Raw genomic sequence first — 18,297 nt, 5'->3', positions numbered from 1 at the left:
TCGCAAAATTATGTGTTTACAAAGGATTTGAAGATGCGCAGGAAAGGATCGTTTTAAGGGAGTTTTTCGGCCTTTTCAAGAGTGAAAGAAAACTCCGACCCCACTCCAAATTCGCTTTCAACATAGATTTTCTCATCATGCGCTTCAATAATATGCTTCACAATAGAGAGGCCTAATCCAGAACCTCCGACTTTCCGGTTACCTGATTTATCAACACGATAAAAACGTTCAAAAAGCCTTGAAATATGTTCGCTTTCGATACCATCTCCATTATCTGTCACACGGATAAGCACTTTGTTTTGGATTAAATCCTGTATACTTACTTCCGTAGTTCCGTCTAACTTGCCGTATTTGATAGAGTTCTCTATCAAATTAGTTAATAATTGCTGAATACGTTCCTCATCTGCATTTACAATAATAGGGTCTTCATAATCAAGATCAAAAGTTAAGGTTACATTCTTCTTTGCGGCTTTCATTTCTAGCAGCTCAAACGTATTTTTAACCAATGTAACGATATCAAAATAGGTGTAATTAAGATTTAGATCCCCTACTTCTAATTTTGTGATCATATCCAGATCATTTACCAGATAAATAAGACGCTCTACCCCTTTGTCTGCCCTTTCTAGGTATTTCATTCTGACAGATTTATCCTTTACAGCTCCATCTAATAAAGTAAGTATATACCCTTGTACGGTGAATAGAGGCGTCTTAAGTTCGTGAGCAACATTACCCAAGAAGTCTTTTCGGTATTCATCTTTAATCCTGAGAGATTCTATTTCTAGTTTTTTACTAGTAGCATACCGCTCTACCTCATCGGTAAGTGATTTTAAATTAGTGGTGATTCTGGCTGGTTTCAGTTCTGCATCCTCCAGTAATCTGACTTCGTCATATATATTTTTTACCCTTCTATATATAAATATCTTTGTTCGATAATAGATAATCAGAAAAAGAAAAAGAAAGCAAAAGACAGCTACTATAAGAATTAAAAGCCAATCTATATTTTCTTGCCAATATCCAACAGCGATCAATATTCCCGAAAAAAAAAGAGTCACATACACTGCGGTAACTATTGAAAAACCATATGACCTTCTGAAGTCTTCTGTCATCAAACTACAAATTTATACCCTACCCCTTTAATTGTTTTAAAAGAATCGTCTCCTATTTTTTCTCTTAGTTTCCGGATATGTACATCAATGGTACGTCCACCCACAACCACTTCATTTCCCCATACGCTATCTAGAATATCTTCTCTTTTGAATACTTTACCAGGTTTTGATGCTAGTAAGGAGAGTAACTCAAACTCTTTTCTAGGTAAGACAATCTCTTCTTTCCCTTTAATGATTTTGTACTCTTCTCTATCTATCACGATATCCCCTACTTTAATGATCTCAGAAGATTCATTTTTGTCTTTAAGTCGACGAAGGAGTGCTTTCACTTTACTAATAAGCACTTTTGGTTTTATAGGTTTTGTAATATAATCATCTGCTCCTGCATCAAACCCTGCCACTTGGGAATAATCTTCTCCACGTGCCGTAAAAAAAGTAATAATAGTATCAGAGAGGTCTGGATTTTTACGCAACAATTCACATGCTTCTATTCCGTCCATTTCTGGCATCATCACATCTAATATAATAAGGTGAGGTTTGTGTTTTTTACCTAGCTTAACAGCCTCTACACCGTTTTTGCCAGTAATAACCTCATACCCTTCATTAGAGAGATTGTATCTTACAATTTCTAAAATGTCTGGCTCATCATCTACTAATAATATTTTGATATTTTTATTTTTCATGAGTGTCTCACCGTTTGACTCTATAAATATAGTCTATTATATGTTCTTTATTAAATGACTAAAATAACGTATTCCAAAGGTTCCCATTACAGGATCTATATTAAGAATGGGTTAAATATTTACACTTTCGGTTTACTGAAGTGTATACTTAGCTCGTCAAAGCACAAGAACAACTAAACGTCCCATCTTACATCTTTTATCATTAGGGGATCAAAAAGAACTATTTATAAAAAGAACGTTTTTTAGAAGGATGCTTTGGGTTATTTATATTCAAGGATTAATACCTTTGTCTTAAATTTGATGTATGGAATATCAAGATATTTTTGCTTTAAAAAACACTCAAGAATTTGAGCAAAAAGCCCTTGACATATTTCGTTATCAGTTTGAGAACAATAGCGTGTATCGTTCTTTCTGTGATCTTCTTTACAAACACCCAAGCGACATTACAACGATACAAGAGATTCCTTTTTTACCTATTTCCTTTTTCAAATCTCATGAAGTTGTTGCTTCACAAAAAGAAACCGAAGCCCTATTTACTAGTAGTGGTACCACTGGAAGTATCACAAGCAAGCATCATGTAAAAGATCTGTCTCTTTATGAAACTAGTTTCCAAAAAGGATTTACTCAAGCCTATGGCGCTATAGAAGAGTATGTAGTACTCGCATTGCTTCCGTCTTATCTTGAGCGGGAAGGTTCCTCATTGGTCTATATGGTAGATCATTTGATCAAAGCAAGTACACATAAAGATAGCGGATTTTATCTAGATGATTATTTCGCTTTAAGCGAAAAATTAAAAACACTAGATGCCTCTGGTAAAAAAATACTCCTTATTGGAGTGAGCTTTGCCTTACTAGATCTCATAGAAAAAGATTCGTTTTCATTACACAATACTATTGTTATGGAAACAGGAGGGATGAAAGGAAAACGAAAAGAAATGATCCGAGAAGAGCTCCACGAGGTTCTTTCAAAAGGATTTGGCGTTTCTCACATCCATAGTGAGTATGGGATGACCGAATTATTATCTCAAGCGTACTCAAAAGGAAACGGCGTGTTTACCACGCCCCCGTGGATGAAGGTGTTTACAAGAGATCCAGAAGACCCTTTAACCCTTCTTCCTCCTTCAAAAACAGGAGGTCTTAACATTATAGACCTCGCAAATATCTATTCTTGCCCTTTTATTGCCACACAAGACCTTGGCAAAATACATCCCGATGGAAGCTTCTCGATTCTAGGCAGATTTGATCATTCTGATATACGAGGATGCAATCTCATGGTCTTGTAAAAAGCATCCATGCATTATAATTATGTTAAAAATGTAATGATCTCTATTTTTAACGACCTAACCCATGTAAAATAAAAATAATGAAACATTTTTTAGTACTTATCGTTGCCCTTGTAAGTTTTCAGGCTATCGGACAACAAACAGATTATTACCTTAAAAAAGGATACGTCGCCGAAGGATATGATGTTACAGAGTATTTTAATAATAAGGCATTAGAAGGAAATTCAAAATTCACCACCGAATATGACGGAGTTAAATTTAAATTTGTAAGTCAGGCAAATCTTGATAAATTCAAAGCAAACCCTGCTCAGTTTGTTCCTCAATATGGCGGTTATTGCGCATACGCAATTGCAGATAAAGGAAAAAAAGTAAGTATCAATCCTGAGACCTTCGAAATAAGAGACGGAAAATTATACCTCTTTTATAACTCTTGGGGAACCAACACCCTCGAAAAATGGCAAGAAGAAGGCCCTGAAAAATTAAAAGGACAAGCAGATGCTGCTTGGAACAACGTAAAATACAATAGATAAATAATATTCATAATTGATTGGTTAGTTAGTTAGAAAACCCTGGTGCGCATCTTGCCACTAGGGTTTTTGTTTTGTGTAAAGTATCCTTTTTACCCATAAAATTTACCATACTAAAACACCCCATTAGAAATTTTCTAATGGGGTGTTCGCTATTGTAACGTCACGTATCCTCTATATGCTAGATCACTTTAATAATAAAGTAATTTTTCTTTCCTCGTTGTAGTAAAACAAACTTGTTATCAATCAAATGCTCCTTAGTGATTTTAAAATCATCTGTCACTTTCTCTTTATTTACAGAAATAGAGTTTTCTTTGAGTGCACGTCTCGCTTCGCCATTGGATTTTAAGAATCCTGTCTTTTCTGCAAGTGCTCCAATAATATCAAGCCCTTCTTCTATTTCGGATACAGCCACCTCTGCTTGAGGCACGCCTTCAAAAACATCTAAAAAAGTAGCTTCATCGAGTGCTTTTAAATCTGCTCCGGTGGATTTCCCAAAAAGAATAGTAGATGCTTTTACCGCATTTTCTAGAGCCTCCTCTCCGTGAACAGTCAAGGTCACCTCTTCGGCTAATTTTTTCTGAAGCGCTCGTTGATGTGGTGCTTCTTTATGAAGGGAGATAAGCGTCTCAATCTCTTCTTGAGTTAAAAATGTAAAAATCTTAATGTATTTTTCAGCATCTTCATCACTGGTGTTTAACCAGTACTGATAAAATTTATAAGGTGATGTACGTTTTGCATCTAGCCAAACATTACCGCCTTCACTTTTTCCAAATTTACTCCCATCAGATTTTGTGATGAGCGGACACGTAAGCGCATATCCTTTTCCGCCACCTATACGACGTATAAGCTCTGTTCCCGTGGTGATATTTCCCCATTGGTCACTTCCTCCCATTTGGAGAGTACACTCATTGTTTTGGTAGAGATGTAAAAAATCATACCCTTGCACAAGTTGGTAGGTAAACTCTGTAAAAGACATCCCATCTGCCGATTCTCCAGACAATCGATTCTTCACAGAATCTTTTGCCATCATATAGTTAACTGTTATATGTTTTCCTACATCACGTATAAAATCTAAAAATGAAAACTCCTTCATCCAGTCATAATTATTGACCATCACCGCTTCATTTTCTGCTCCCGATGTAAAATCTAAAAACTGCGACAGCTGTTTACGTACACATTCTTGATTATGACGGAGTGTTTTTTCGTCTAGCAGATTGCGTTCTGAAGATTTTCCAGAAGGATCCCCTATCATCCCTGTAGCACCACCAACAAGAGCTACTGGCTTATGACCCGCTCTTTGAAAATGTGCTAATAACATAATAGGTACTAAGTTTCCTATGTGTAAAGAATCTGCCGTTGGATCAAAACCTACATACGCGCTACGTATGGCCTCCATAAGATGCTCTTCTGTATTAGGCATTGCATCGTGTACCATACCTCTCCATTGCAATTCTTGAACAAAATTTTTTATCATTAGGTTTTCTTTTGAAGGTGCAAAGATAAAGGGTATTAAGTCTCATGGCAAACTCTAAACTCAATAAACCCAAACGAGAACACATATAATCCAAATTCTACCACATAGCCTAATAATTTGCCCGCATAGGCAGGTTCAAGGTACAATGTTGAGTGCGCCTTGCAGACTTCTCAAGATTGAGTTTATTTGATAGTATAAAGATCCCGCTATGCAGCGGGATTAGCTCAACTTACAAACTTGAGTGCGTCTTGCAGACTTCTCAAGATTGAGTTTATTTGATAGTGTAAAGATCCCGCTATGCAGCGGGATTAGCTCAACTTACAAACTTGAGTGCGTCTTGCAGACTTCTCAAGATTGAGTTTCACTAAAAATTAAGGTTTGTTATTGGGGTACTTGCTTAGAGTAGATTATATTTATACTTATGATTTTAGTTACTGGAGGTACAGGCCTCGTCGGAATGCATTTATTACTAGAACTTGCGCAGGGAGATACGCCGGTACGCTCAACGTTCAGATCTACCGAAAAAGTAAAAGAGGTGGAGACTTTTTTTGCTTTCGCGAAAGCGGAAAACGCATTTAAAAAAATAAATTGGGTACAAGTCGATATCACAGACGTACCGCTACTAGATCTTGCTTTTAAAGGGATCACACATGTATATCATTGTGCCGCACTCATTTCTTTTGACCCGTACGACTTTCAGGAATTATTAAAAACCAATGTAGAAGGCACGGCAAATGTGGTCAATTTATGCTTGTCACATAACGTACAAAAAATATGTTACCTGAGCTCTGTTGCCACTTTGAGTAAATTACCCAACAATCCTATTACTGAAGAAAATATTTGGGATCCTAACGAAGCCAACTCGGTATATGCTATCTCAAAATATGGTGCCGAAATGGAAGTTTGGCGCGCTACACAAGAAGGGCTAAATGCTATTATTTTTAATCCTGTGATTATTTTAGGCGAGGGAGACTACACAAAAGGAAGTGGTGCTTTATGTGATCATGTATTAAAAGAAAAAAACTTTTATCCGAAAGGAAGTAACGGGTTTATAGATGTAAAAGATGTTGTCACCCTTATGATACGCGGACTTTCTAGTTCGATCACAAATGAGCGTTACGTCCTAGCAGGGGAAAACACGTCGTACAAAGATATCTTAGAGCGTATGGCAACAGCCTTTTCTAAAAAACCTCCCAAAAAATCTCTTCCCAATGGATCACTAAAACTTCTGACTATTTTGGATAGCCTGAGAGGGTTATTTACGCATCAGCGTAAAATGACACGCATTGGTGCTAAGGCAATACAAGAAATGAAGCATTTTAGCTCTAAAAAAGCAATCCAAGAACTATCTTATGAGCCTACTCCTATAGAAGAGACATTAAAGAGAATGAAGCTTCATATGACTACAAAGAGTCTGTAACGATCTCTTTAACCACTTTTACAGGTAAACGACGTTTTTTAATAGGTGAAAGAAGCGTTTCTTTTTTACCTGCGAGGCTGTCTACTTTTTTAATACTATCCTTTTCTCGTTGCAACTCCCTCGCTCTTTCTGTGCGTATAGAATCTTTTACCTTCTTTTCTATTTTTGCTAGAGAGTCTTGATAGGTATATTCACTATCTACTCGTTTTTGAATATCCAGATACATGTCTCTATAGGACTCAATATCTGAGGAATAATACGATACACTTTTTGCAAATTGCACGCTATCTATCGCAAACTTCTCAAAAATATATGTTTCTGGATTTACTCCATACTGACTGAGTTTTTGTATGTTAATCCCTCTCGCCGCGTTTACGACTGCAATTTCATACAGAATCTCTTTCATTGTTGAACGATCAATGAGATTTGATGGCTTTTCTACAGGTTGTATATCCTGACAACTCACGACAAAAAAGACACAAAGAATATAGATGTATTTATTCATTATCTATCAAAAGTTAATCGCTCTCCGAATACATCATCATATACTTTAAAGTTTTTGTAGGCTAATCGACCATTAACAAATGTATGTGTGATGCGCGATTTAAATGTAGTTCCTTCAAAAGGGGACCACCCACATTTATACAATATATTTTCTTTTTGTACGGTCCACGGTGCATTGAGATCTATCAAAACAAGATCTGCTTTATAGCCTTCTCTAATAAACCCTCTCTTTTCTACTTGAAATAAAATAGCGGGATTATGACACATTTTCTGTACAATTTTTTCTAGAGAAATACGTCCTTGATGATAAAACTCTAGCATAGCAGGTAATGCATGCTGTACTAACGGGCCACCGCTAGGAGCCTTTGTATACACCTGACTTTTTTCCTCTAATGTATGAGGCGCATGGTCTGTAGCAATAACGTCTAAACGATCATCTAGTAATGCTTCCAGAAGTCCATCCCTATCTGCAGCGGTCTTTACGGCAGGATTCCATTTAATCAGCGTTCCTTTTTCTTCATAATCTTCACTTGAAAACCATAGATGATGAATACACACCTCTGAGGTGATTTTCTTTTCTTCTAATGGGATTTTATTTGTGAATAATTCTGTCTCTTTTGCCGTCGATATATGAAACACATGCAATCTAGCGCCGGTCTTTTTTGCGAGTTCAATAGCTCTAGAAGAAGAGATATAACAAGCATCTTCACTACGAATTACGGGATGTAAATGTATAGGAATATCTTCTCCATAACGCTCTGTATAGATTGCCAAGTTCTTTTTGATTGTATCCTCATCTTCACAATGCACCGATATCAATAAATCTGTAGAAGAAAATATTTTCTCTAATACGTTCTCATCATCTACAAGCATGTTCCCTGTAGAACTTCCTAAAAATAATTTTAGACCAGCAACATTTTTCTTATCAACTTTGAGAATTTCTTCTAAATTATCATTGGTTCCTCCAAACATAAAAGAGTAATTTGCGTGGGAGTTTTTCTTTGCGATAGCAAATTTTTCTTCTAGCTTTTCAATCGTTGTTGTCTGAGGGTTTGTGTTAGGCATTTCCATAAAAGAGGTAATCCCACCAGCAACGGCAGCTCTAGATTCACTCTTAATGTTTGCTTTATGTGTAAGCCCAGGTTCTCTAAAATGCACTTGATCATCTATAACGCCAGGGAATACATATTTCCCTTCAGCATCAAAAACATGCACATCTGAAGATTTTGCACTGATACTCTCTCCTATTTCTTGAATAATTCCTTGATGTACGAGGATATCTCCGTGTGTAATTGTACCCTCATTGACTATGTGTACATCTTTTATTAATATTTTTTCCATATTAGTTGTTCCCCTTAAAAAGATGGTTTAATCGTAATCGTATCACTCCAAAAACAGCTTCGGAAATGATCCCTTTGCTCATTTTACTTTGTCCTTTCGTACGATCTGTAAAAATAACGGGTATTTCTACAATAGCAAATTTTTTAATGTATGCTTTGTACTTCATTTCAATTTGAAAAGCGTAACCAACAAAACGAATTTTATCTAAATCTATCGCTTCAAGTACTTTTCTTTTATAACATATAAAGCCTGCGGTGGTATCATGTATATTCATACCCGTTACTAAACGCACATATTTTGAAGCGCCCCAAGAGAGTAATACTCTTCCCATAGGCCAATTAACCACATTAACTCCCGTCACATATCGCGATCCTATAGCTACGTCTGCTTTGTCTTTTGCACAGGCATTATAAAGACGTATAAGATCATTAGGGTTATGAGAAAAATCAGCATCCATCTCAAAAATATATTCGTATGCTTTATTTAATGCCCATTTAAAACCTGTAATGTAGGCAGTACCCAGCCCGAGTTTCTTTTCTCTTTCTATAATAAACAAACGATCTTTATATTCTTCTTGAAGTTCTTTTATCTTGGTAGCCGTACCATCTGGAGACCCATCATCTACCACTAGAATATCAAAAGAACGCTGTAGCGCAAAGATATTACGGACAATGCGTTCTATATTTTCAATCTCATTATATGTAGGTATGACGACTAAAGCGTTTGTCATGAATTAGTGCTTTGGGCAAATGTACTTATTTTATAGATGCAGAAAAGACGATGATGATGGCTTTTACAGGTATTTTATGGTATTTTTAACGCATCATAAAGTATACCCTTGGAAACTACCTTAAAAACAATCATCAATAAAGACTGGATCACATTACTTCTTGTGCTCTCATTTTTAATAATTGCTTTAAGTAAGTTTTTTTACTCAGAAAAATTTCAAGGATTAGTCTCTTTTTTTACTTCAGAAAAGTTCGCTAGTAGATCAAAAGACAGAGGGCCTCTTAATGTATTTAACTTTCTTCTCTCTGCACATCAAATTACAATACTCTCTTTATTTCTCTTTTTATGGTATACTATATCGCGGGGAGAAGACTACACAAAACAGCCAGAGTTGTATGTCAACATACTTGTAGGATATCTCATCTTTGAAATTGCAAAGATTTTTATAGACAAGGTTATTGGCTATCTATTGAACGTTCAAGGAGTCATGCAGTTATATTTATATAGAAAAATAAGCTTCAAAAACCTTTTAAGCGTATTTGTTTTAATCCTTTGTTTTTTTATTGTTTACGGTGATTTTGCAACGATTCAACTTTTACAAATAAGCCTGTGGGTGATCATTGGTTTGTACTTCATTTCATTAGCAATGACTATAAGTAAATATCAGGATCAAATTCTTTCGCTACCGTCTTATTTTATTTTGTATTTTTGCACTCTCGAAATAGCACCCTATTATATCGTGTATCATTTAGCTACTTGAATATACTAGGGACTTAAGAAAAAGAGCATTTATGAAAGTGAAAACTATTTTAGTATCACAACCTAAACCAAAGGTTGAAAACTCGCCATACTTTGAGTTAGAACAAAGGCAGCGCGTAAAGATAGATTTCATTCCATTTATTCACGTGGAAGGAGTCTCTAGTAAGGAGGTTCGATTACAAAAAGTAGACTTAAAAGACTACACAGCTATCATCTTGACAAGTCGTAATGCGGTAGATCATTTCTTTAGGATTGCAGAAGAGATGCGATTTAAAGTTCCTGACACCATGAAGTATTTCTGTCAGAGTGAAGCTGTCGCTTTTTATCTTCAGAAATACGTAGTATACCGTAAGCGTAAAATCTATGTAGGTAAACGCACATTTGTAGAAATGGCACCACTTATCAAGAAGCATAAAAACGAAAAGTTTTTACTTCCTTCATCAGACAAGTTAAAACCTGAAATCCCTACAACATTAGACGAATTAGGCATTTCTTGGAAACAATCTACTTTCTACAAAACAGTCGTAAGCGATCTATCTGACTTAGAAAATGTATTTTATGACATCCTTGTATTCTTTAGCCCTAGCGGTATAGAATCATTGCTTCAGAACTTCCCGAACTTTAAGCAAAACGATACGCGCATTGCTGTTTTTGGAAATACAACCGTAAAAGCTGCCGAAGAAGCAGGTCTCAAAATTAATATCCATGCACCTACTCCACAGACACCGTCTATGACTATGGCGCTAGAAAAATATATCAAAGAAGTCAACAAAAAGTAACACTTCTTTACACATATAGAACCCACAAGACAATCTGTTTTGTGGGTTTTTTTATACGCTTTCGCGAAAGCGTACTCACAACTATCAAAAATTAATAGGAGATAGCTGCTAACACATGATATCTTCCTATTTTTGCAGTGAACTACCTCAGGGCAAACCTATGAGGTGTTTTAAGAAAAAACCATTAATTTCGAGACAAGCCTCGGAACATAAAATCTCGATTTTCGAGTAAAAAGTACCAACATACCATGTACAGAAGTCACAACAACGGAAGCCTCAGAGCGAGCGATATCAATACAGAAGTCACCCTATCTGGATGGGTTCAAAAATCTAGAGACAAAGGATTTATGATCTGGGTAGATTTACGAGACCGTTATGGGATCACACAACTGATCTTTGATGAAGAGCGTACCCCTAAAGACATCATGGAGCATGCACGGACACTAGGGAGAGAGTTTGTCATTCAAATAACTGGAACTGTGATTGAACGCTCTTCTAAAAACCCAAACCTCCCTACTGGAGATATTGAGATTTTAGTATCTAAACTTACGGTTCTTAATGAAGCGCTCACACCTCCTTTTACCATAGAAGACGAGACAGATGGCGGAGAAGACCTACGTATGAAGTACCGATACCTAGACATACGAAGAAATCCCGTAAAAAACAGCCTGATCTTTCGTCATAAAGTAGCTATGGAAGTGCGTAAGTATCTTTCAAATCAAGATTTTATAGAAGTAGAAACCCCGTATCTTATCAAATCTACGCCAGAAGGAGCGCGTGACTTTGTCGTGCCTTCTCGTATGAATCAAGGGCAGTTTTATGCTTTACCACAATCCCCACAGACGTTTAAGCAACTCCTAATGGTTGGAGGTATGGACAAATACTTCCAGATTGTAAAGTGTTTTAGAGATGAAGATTTGAGAGCCGACCGTCAGCCTGAGTTTACGCAGATAGATTGTGAAATGGCTTTTGTAGAACAAGAGGACATCTTAAATGTTTTTGAAGGCTTAACCCGTCATTTACTTAAAGAAGTGAATGGTGTTGAGGTGAAGAAGTTTCCAAGAATGTTATATGACGATGCGATGCGTCGCTATGGAAATGACAAGCCTGACATTAGATTCGGAATGGAATTTGGCGAATTAAATGAGGTCGCACAACACAAAGATTTTAGCGTGTTTAACAACGCTGAACTTGTTGTGGGAATTGCTGTACCAGGAGGAAATAGCTATACAAGAAAAGAAATAGATAAGCTTATAGACTGGGTAAAGCGCCCACAAGTAGGTGCTTTAGGAATGGTATATGCACGTTGTAATGATGACGGATCCTATAAATCATCTGTAGATAAATTTTATGATCAAGATGATCTTGCCAAGTGGGCAGAAGTCACAGGTGCAAAAAAAGGAGATCTTATCTGCGTACTTTCAGGAGATACTAATAAAGTAAGAGCACAACTAAGCGCCTTACGTATGGAACTCGCAACCCGTTTAGGACTTAGAGATCCTAAAGTATTTGCACCATTATGGGTCATTGACTTCCCATTACTAGAACTAGACGAAGAAACAGGGCATTATCATGCCATGCACCACCCATTTACGTCCCCAAAACCAGGACAACTCGAGCTACTCGCTACCGACCCTGGTGCCGTAAAAGCAAATGCATATGACCTTGTGCTGAACGGAAATGAAATAGGTGGAGGGTCTATAAGAATACATGACAAGAAAACCCAAGCATTAATGTTTGATTACCTTGGATTTACACCAGAAGAAGCAAAAGCACAGTTTGGTTTCTTAATGGATGCTTTCCAATATGGAGCACCCCCACACGGAGGTCTTGCGTTTGGGCTAGATAGACTTGTGGCTATTCTTGGAGGACAAGAAACTATACGTGATTTTATTGCCTTCCCAAAAAATAACAGCGGTCGAGATGTCATGATTGATGCACCAGCAACACTAGATGAAGCACAACTCAAAGAACTACACCTAAAAATACATGCATAAAGCAAGACGCATATTGATCATTCTTCTGTTTTTTGGACTTATAGCAGTTTTTGTCTTTGGTGTTTATTACCAGTCACAAGAAGATGGATTAATTTTAGGAAATCAAATGATTGGGCTGGCTGTTGTAGGCGGTTTTTTTGTCTTGATGCCTTTATTTATCTACCATCGTTGGAAAAATAAAAAAGTAGATGATTATATGCTTACCAAGGAAAACATTCTTAAAATGAAGGAGTTTAATGACTCAAAAGAGCGTTGAATCACATCTATTTACAAAAATAAAACGGTTTCAAAACAATATGTTAAAAATTAAAAACGTAGATTTGTACTTTATTAATATTTTTTATTTATTACAATGGAAGGAACAGTTAAATTTTTCAATGAGTCAAAAGGTTATGGTTTTATAACTAATGATGACACTGGTAAAGACATTTTTGTACACGTTACAGGTCTTAACGGTGAAACTATCAACGAAGGAGACAAAGTTGAGTACGTAGAAGAAGAAGGAAGAAAAGGAATGACAGCTGCACAAGTACGTGTACTGTAATGATATAGATAATATCTTTTTACGAGTATCAAAGCCTGCTAGAAGCAGGCTTTTTTTATGGAGTTAATTCAAATTTCGTTTTTCTACAAAAAAGCGTTTTAGTAATTCTGTAGATGCTGCAGCGAGCACACCACCTTCTATTTTAGTTTTAGGATGCAGTGTTGTTCCCATAGCCTTACACCCCCGTTGCTCATCTGTAGCGCCGTATACAATACGGTCTATTTGACTCCAATACAAAGCTCCTGCACACATCTGGCAAGGTTCAAGCGTCACATACAACGTACACTTATGCAAATATTTACCGCCTAGATAATTGGCAGCTGCTGTAATCGCTTGCATCTCTGCATGTGCCGTTACATCTGTAAGTCGTTCAGTAAGATTATGAGCTCTCGCAATGATGGTATTATTGACTACAATGACAGCTCCTACAGGAATTTCTCCTTGCTCATAGGCTGTTTGAGCCTCAAAAAGCGCTCTTTTCATAAAGTAAGTATCGTCAAAAGGATCTATCATAGGAATGGTATTTCAATGTTCAAAAATACAATATCAAAACGTACCTTTGTTATATGCTAGATCACATTGATAGTCCACACGCATTAAGACAACTTTCTGTCGAGCAATTACCGCAACTGAGTAAAGAATTGCGTCAGTTTATTATCACCATTTTAGCAACGAAAGAAGGTCACTTAGGAGCGAGTCTAGGGGTAGTTGAGCTAACCATCGCACTACATTATGTATTTAATACTCCAGAAGATAAACTTGTTTGGGATGTAGGGCATCAAGCCTATGTCCATAAAATCCTGACAGGTAGAAAAGATATTTTCCATACCAATAGACAAAAAGGAGGTATCAGCGGATTTCCTAAAATCTCTGAGAGTGATTACGACACTTTTGGTACTGGACATAGTAGCACTTCCATTTCTGCAGCTTTAGGAATGGCTATTGCCGCTACCATCCAAGGAAAAAAGGAGCAGCAGCACATTGCAGTGATTGGAGATGCTTCCATTGCTAGCGGTATGGCCTTTGAAGGTCTTAATCACGCTGGCGTCACAGAAGCCAATCTACTTGTTGTCTTGAATGACAATGCAATAGGCATTGATCCAAGCATTGGTGCCTTAAAGAATTATTTTACCAATGTTAAAAAAGGAACCGCCAGAGAGAATACTGTTTTTGAAGCCCTTAATTTTGAATGTCACGGCCCTGTAGACGGTCATGACCTTCCTGAACTTATACGTGTCTTTAAAAAATTACAAAAAACGAAAGGACCCAAATTCCTTCATGTAATTACCACCAAAGGTAAAGGACTCGCACTCGCTGAAAAAGATCAAGTAACCTATCATGCCCCTGGTAAATTTGATGCTACCACAGGTGAACGTTATGCAAAAGACACCACACAGTTACCTCCAAAATATCAAGATGTTTTTGGTCATACGATTGTGGAGCTAGCCACCCATAATAAAAAAATCATAGGAATCACACCTGCCATGCCCACTGGGAGTTCTCTTAAATATATGATAGAGGCTTTTCCAGATCGCGCTTTTGATGTCGGGATTGCAGAACAACACGCCGTCACCCTATCCGCAGGAATGGCGACACAAGGGATGGTGGTATTTTGTAATATCTATTCTACGTTTTTACAAAGAGCCTACGACCAAATCATCCATGATGTGGCCTTACAGAATTTGCCTGTTATTTTTTGTCTGGATAGAGCTGGGCTTGTCGGTCAAGACGGACCTACGCATCACGGTTCATTTGACCTAGCCTATCTTAATTGCATTCCTAACCTGATTATTTACGCTCCAAAAGACGAAGTCGATCTTCGCAATATTATGTTTACTGCTCAACTTGGATTACCACAGCCTATAGCCATACGATACCCGAGAGGCAGAGGAGTCATTATAGATTGGATGCAGCCTTTTCAAAAAATTGCAATCGGAAAAGGAAGTTGTATTCAAAAGGGCAAACGTATTGCTATTGTATGCATTGGAACTATTATACACAATGCTTTAAAAGCATCCAAAGACCACCCAAAAACTGTCAGTATATACGATATGGGATTCTTAAAACCCATAGACACAGCACTTCTTGACACTATTTTTAAAACCTATGAGGTTGTCATAACACTTGAAGACGGCACTATCAAAGGCGGGCTAGGAAGTGTTGTTGCAGATTACGCTTTCGCGAAAGCGTATAAAGGAACCTTAAAAATAGTAGGAATACCTGATCGTTTTATAACACATGGCACCGTAGAGGAACTTCAAGAAGAGATTGGAATCTCACCTAATGAAATCTCTAAAGTCATTGACAGTTACCTGTAATTAGGTCTATCTTAAAAAGATATATTCATAAAAACATACTCATAAAAAAAGGACTAGTCATAAAGACTAGTCCTTTTTCATATATAATAAGCTATCCTATTTATTCAATAATCAGCTTAGACGTGTAGCTATTGCTATCACTTGTAATATTCATAATATACACACCTCTAGATAATCCTGTAGCATTCACAGAAACACTACCTTCTAAAGTAGCAGGCTTGTTATATACTTCTCTACCATTGATATCGTAGATACGTATTTGACCCTCTCCAAATGTACCAGCGATACGCACCGTAATTTCTCCATTAGAAGGGTTCGGGAATATACTAAATACAGTATCTAAATCATTTTCATTTACACTCAATAATTCTTCACAGTTTTCAATAACATCACCAGGAATATCAAACGCTTCCACTTGATCAAATCTGTTATCTGAACTTCCTTGTTCTGCACTAAATCCTGCACCACGAGCTGCGAAAGCATTCCATATCGTACAGATTGCAAAATCTTTTTCATCATCAGGAATAAGTGTATTAATTTCTACAGCGGCAAGAATAGCATCTCTTCCCTCTATAAATCCTGGGCTACATGGTTGTAACTTTAAACCATCCATTACTAATTGTAATGCAATATTGTTTCCTCCCGTACCATTATAGATATCTGCATCAAATCCGTACTGATCTATAAATGCCCATGTCATATCCCAAAGCATGGTAGCCCATACGGTACCAATACCGTGTGGTCTGGAGATATTCGGATTATTTACATCATCATACGTTAATGGATTCACAGAAAAATCTGTACTGTATCGAGCAGGTCGTATTCCTGGGCCTGTGATAGGCTGATTCACGGCATATGTTCCAACACCTCTTCCTTCTTCAGCAGTGTCATCGGCTGTCATGGTAAGCATCATGCCAAAATAATCAGACCATCCTTCTCCCATTTGCTCTTCGTTTTGCAAACACCCAGCGGCGAAACGACCTCCTGTTAAACGGTTAGAGATACCATGTCCATACTCATGTGCAATAATTCCATTGTCTAAAGAACCGTCAATACGACGTGCTCCCGTAATAAGAACATCTTCAATAGATTCTCCATTTTGTAATGCTGCAATGATAGCCTCTCCAGCTGCTTGAGTAACCATTCCTGCAGGAATTGTCGCAGTTGTTGTATCTCCTTGCCCTATTCCTAAGTTGATAGGAGCATCACCTACATTATTTACAATTATTACTGCTATAGCACCTGCTTCTTCAGCGGCCTCTACTTTTGTTACAAAGGTACATTGTCCTCTACGTAAGACTGCAATCTTACCATCAAGATCCGCTGGATTTGTAATAGCATCACAAATATCAAGAGGGTCATCGCTCTCTGCTGAGGCATCATCATCCATGGCTAATGCTAAGTCTCCTGTGATCCCTTCTACCGGCCAAATAGAACTAAAGGTACTAGAGGTAATAGGATAATCTCCCATCTGTGATCCAGAAGGTATGTTTGCGTTTGGCACTTCACCACTTGTAGTCCACAAAAACATACGCATTACACCGCTTCCTCCATCTGGTGGTGTCCCAAACGTAGCGTTATTGGTACCACTTCCTGCTTGAGAAAGCGCAAATACGAAGTCATCATCCGTTCCTCCATTTCCGTAGTTATTTTCTTGGAAATTTCCACTTTCCTCATCAAATCCATATTCATAGAAAATATCATGTATAATATTATTCCAGTAAAAAAGGTTTACAGTAGCTGCTTCTGTAAAAGTACTTGCATCTTGACTGTCGTCTAGCGGAAAATCAAAATTTAAATCAGCGCCTCCATCTGGAGACTCTCCTATATCATCACCTCCGTCTATATCTTCAAATGCCCAAACATTGTTTCCTCTCGTAATGGTAAAGTCTGCACCTTCAGCACCATCATTATCATGCCATCCAAAAGGAGACGCACTCGTTTGTGGCTCTAAAATTACAGAACGATCTCCATGATTAGGACTCTCAATAGGCATAGGAAACACATTGTATTGCTCTCCAGCCAATAACTCATTAGCAATGGCTGTTTGCTGATTCATAGAAAATTCTGAAGCACTCTGTGCTACTGAATTTGTAGCTTCGTGGTTATGGCTTTCAAAAGTACAGCTCACTACCCAGTCATGCTGTTGTAAAAGCTCACCAGAAAGTGCATCTACACGAACACTATACCAATGTTTTGCATCTAGTGTATGGATACTTAAATCCCATGCTAACTTAAGCGCGTTGTCTTCTGTAGGCTGATACACTAACTTTACAGGCACTTCTTCTAGAGAAACACCTCCTTGTGTTAACACAAATTCTTGTGAAGATATGGTTTGGTTTAAAGAAAAATTAGAACTCCCTAGCCCTAAAGCAATGGCAGCCTGAGAGGCAGCTTGTGTAGGTGTTACTACTGGAGCGGTTGCATTTACTCTAGAGGCAATATCTTTTTGTAAGTTGCTCGCCACATGAATAATAGATCCATCCTTAAAAGCAACATTGACACCTCCATTAAAAACAGGAATGTTATTGATGCTCTGATTAGTGTACACATGTGTGGTTTGGCTTGTACGTGAGAACACCTCATCTGTAATCGTTAGACCAGAAATATCTTGAGTTGTAATTCCTAGTGTAGATCGGTTAGCATCTAGGTGATCCCTAATGATGGTACCGTAATCTTGTGCATTTGTGAGTGTCGCAAAAGCAAACACACATACAAACAGCATTAATTTGTAAAGTTTTAGCATTTTTTTTTGATTTTTGTATTAAATAAAATAAGCAAGAATAAGCGATGTATTATTGTTACAATATATCTATAACAATGTAACACCC

The 18,297-nt window shown here is 37.3% G+C and carries 17 protein-coding genes; 9 read left to right on the top strand and 8 right to left on the bottom strand.

Features of this window, described 5'->3' with window-relative positions; translation table 11 throughout:
- Nucleotides 1–53 precede the first annotated feature (53 nt).
- A complete protein-coding gene (locus tag ACFO3O_RS16255; RefSeq protein ID WP_379980799.1) occupies nucleotides 54–1,106 on the bottom strand; it encodes a sensor histidine kinase in 1,053 nt (350 codons plus the stop codon).
- On the bottom strand, nucleotides 1,106–1,789 hold the full coding sequence (locus ACFO3O_RS16250; protein ID WP_379980707.1) for a response regulator transcription factor: 684 nt from the start codon (nucleotides 1,787–1,789) through the stop codon (nucleotides 1,106–1,108). The genes ACFO3O_RS16255 and ACFO3O_RS16250 overlap by 1 nt, the downstream gene beginning before the upstream one ends.
- Nucleotides 1,790–2,093: 304 nt before the next feature.
- On the opposite strand from ACFO3O_RS16250, the gene ACFO3O_RS16245 reads away from it, so the two are divergent.
- Both ACFO3O_RS16245 and ACFO3O_RS16240 read left to right on the top strand, forming a co-directional pair.
- A complete protein-coding gene (locus tag ACFO3O_RS16245; RefSeq protein WP_379980705.1) occupies nucleotides 2,094–3,071 on the top strand; it encodes a LuxE/PaaK family acyltransferase in 978 nt (325 codons plus the stop codon).
- Nucleotides 3,072–3,151: 80 nt separating this feature from the next.
- Nucleotides 3,152–3,601, top strand: a complete 450-nt coding sequence (locus ACFO3O_RS16240; protein ID WP_379980703.1) for a YHS domain-containing (seleno)protein — start codon at nucleotides 3,152–3,154, stop codon at nucleotides 3,599–3,601.
- A gap of 178 nt (nucleotides 3,602–3,779) precedes the next feature.
- Here the strand turns inward: ACFO3O_RS16240 and tyrS are convergent, their stop codons facing one another.
- Nucleotides 3,780–5,075 carry a tyrosine--tRNA ligase gene (gene tyrS, locus ACFO3O_RS16235; protein WP_379980701.1) on the bottom strand — a complete coding sequence of 432 codons (1,296 nt, stop codon included), beginning with the start codon at nucleotides 5,073–5,075 and terminating at the stop codon, nucleotides 3,780–3,782.
- Nucleotides 5,076–5,496: 421 nt separating this feature from the next.
- On the opposite strand from tyrS, the gene ACFO3O_RS16230 reads away from it, so the two are divergent.
- On the top strand, nucleotides 5,497–6,495 hold the full coding sequence (locus tag ACFO3O_RS16230; RefSeq protein ID WP_379980699.1) for an NAD-dependent epimerase/dehydratase family protein: 999 nt from the start codon (nucleotides 5,497–5,499) through the stop codon (nucleotides 6,493–6,495).
- Here the strand turns inward: ACFO3O_RS16230 and ACFO3O_RS16225 are convergent.
- Genes ACFO3O_RS16225 through ACFO3O_RS16215 form a run of 3 tightly spaced genes read right to left on the bottom strand, consistent with a single transcriptional unit; the run spans nucleotide 6,479 to nucleotide 9,070 of the window.
- A complete protein-coding gene (locus ACFO3O_RS16225) occupies nucleotides 6,479–7,000 on the bottom strand; it encodes a DUF4296 domain-containing protein (RefSeq protein ID WP_379980697.1) in 522 nt (173 codons plus the stop codon). The genes ACFO3O_RS16230 and ACFO3O_RS16225 overlap by 17 nt on opposite strands.
- Nucleotides 7,000–8,340 (bottom strand): dihydroorotase, encoded by a 1,341-nt coding sequence (locus ACFO3O_RS16220; protein WP_379980695.1) that lies wholly within the window; start codon nucleotides 8,338–8,340, stop codon nucleotides 7,000–7,002. Before ACFO3O_RS16220 ends, ACFO3O_RS16225 begins: the two co-directional genes overlap by 1 nt.
- Before the next feature lies 1 nt (nucleotide 8,341).
- A complete protein-coding gene (locus ACFO3O_RS16215) occupies nucleotides 8,342–9,070 on the bottom strand; it encodes a polyprenol monophosphomannose synthase (RefSeq protein WP_379980693.1) in 729 nt (242 codons plus the stop codon).
- Nucleotides 9,071–9,178: 108 nt separating this feature from the next.
- Between ACFO3O_RS16215 and ACFO3O_RS16210 the strand changes: the two genes are divergently transcribed.
- The 5 genes from ACFO3O_RS16210 (at nucleotide 9,179) to ACFO3O_RS16190 (ending at nucleotide 13,148) form a co-directional block, all read left to right on the top strand.
- Entirely contained in the window at nucleotides 9,179–9,829 is a 651-nt protein-coding gene (locus ACFO3O_RS16210) for a DUF4271 domain-containing protein (protein WP_379980691.1), read from the top strand.
- A 31-nt stretch (nucleotides 9,830–9,860) separates the two neighbouring features.
- Nucleotides 9,861–10,607, top strand: coding sequence for a uroporphyrinogen-III synthase (locus ACFO3O_RS16205; protein ID WP_379980689.1), 747 nt, complete (start codon nucleotides 9,861–9,863; stop codon nucleotides 10,605–10,607).
- Nucleotides 10,608–10,855: 248 nt separating this feature from the next.
- Entirely contained in the window at nucleotides 10,856–12,604 is a 1,749-nt protein-coding gene (gene aspS, locus ACFO3O_RS16200) for an aspartate--tRNA ligase (RefSeq protein ID WP_379980687.1), read from the top strand.
- Nucleotides 12,597–12,860 carry a hypothetical protein gene (locus ACFO3O_RS16195; protein ID WP_379980685.1) on the top strand — a complete coding sequence of 88 codons (264 nt, stop codon included), beginning with the start codon at nucleotides 12,597–12,599 and terminating at the stop codon, nucleotides 12,858–12,860. Before aspS ends, ACFO3O_RS16195 begins: the two co-directional genes overlap by 8 nt.
- Nucleotides 12,861–12,956: 96 nt before the next feature.
- Nucleotides 12,957–13,148 (top strand): cold-shock protein, encoded by a 192-nt coding sequence (locus tag ACFO3O_RS16190; protein WP_121917541.1) that lies wholly within the window; start codon nucleotides 12,957–12,959, stop codon nucleotides 13,146–13,148.
- Nucleotides 13,149–13,211: 63 nt separating this feature from the next.
- Here the strand turns inward: ACFO3O_RS16190 and ACFO3O_RS16185 are convergent, their stop codons facing one another.
- Nucleotides 13,212–13,661: a nucleoside deaminase gene (locus ACFO3O_RS16185; protein ID WP_379980683.1), complete on the bottom strand. Its 450-nt coding sequence runs from the start codon at nucleotides 13,659–13,661 to the stop codon at nucleotides 13,212–13,214.
- Between the two features lie 53 nt (nucleotides 13,662–13,714).
- Here ACFO3O_RS16185 and ACFO3O_RS16180 point away from each other — a divergent pair, with 53 nt between their 5' ends.
- Nucleotides 13,715–15,466 (top strand): 1-deoxy-D-xylulose-5-phosphate synthase, encoded by a 1,752-nt coding sequence (locus ACFO3O_RS16180; protein WP_379980681.1) that lies wholly within the window; start codon nucleotides 13,715–13,717, stop codon nucleotides 15,464–15,466.
- A gap of 100 nt (nucleotides 15,467–15,566) precedes the next feature.
- Here ACFO3O_RS16180 and ACFO3O_RS16175 read toward each other — a convergent pair whose 3' ends face one another.
- Nucleotides 15,567–18,212, bottom strand: a complete 2,646-nt coding sequence (locus tag ACFO3O_RS16175) for a T9SS-dependent M36 family metallopeptidase (protein ID WP_379980679.1) — start codon at nucleotides 18,210–18,212, stop codon at nucleotides 15,567–15,569.
- Nucleotides 18,213–18,297: the final 85 nt, after the last annotated feature.

The sequence above is a fragment of the Dokdonia ponticola genome, from assembly GCF_042653865.1.
In the GTDB taxonomy this organism is placed as follows: Bacteria; Bacteroidota; Bacteroidia; order Flavobacteriales; family Flavobacteriaceae; genus Dokdonia; species Dokdonia ponticola.
The sequence above is the reverse complement of the archived record's forward strand: the minus strand, read 5'-3'. Positions and strand labels throughout refer to the sequence as shown.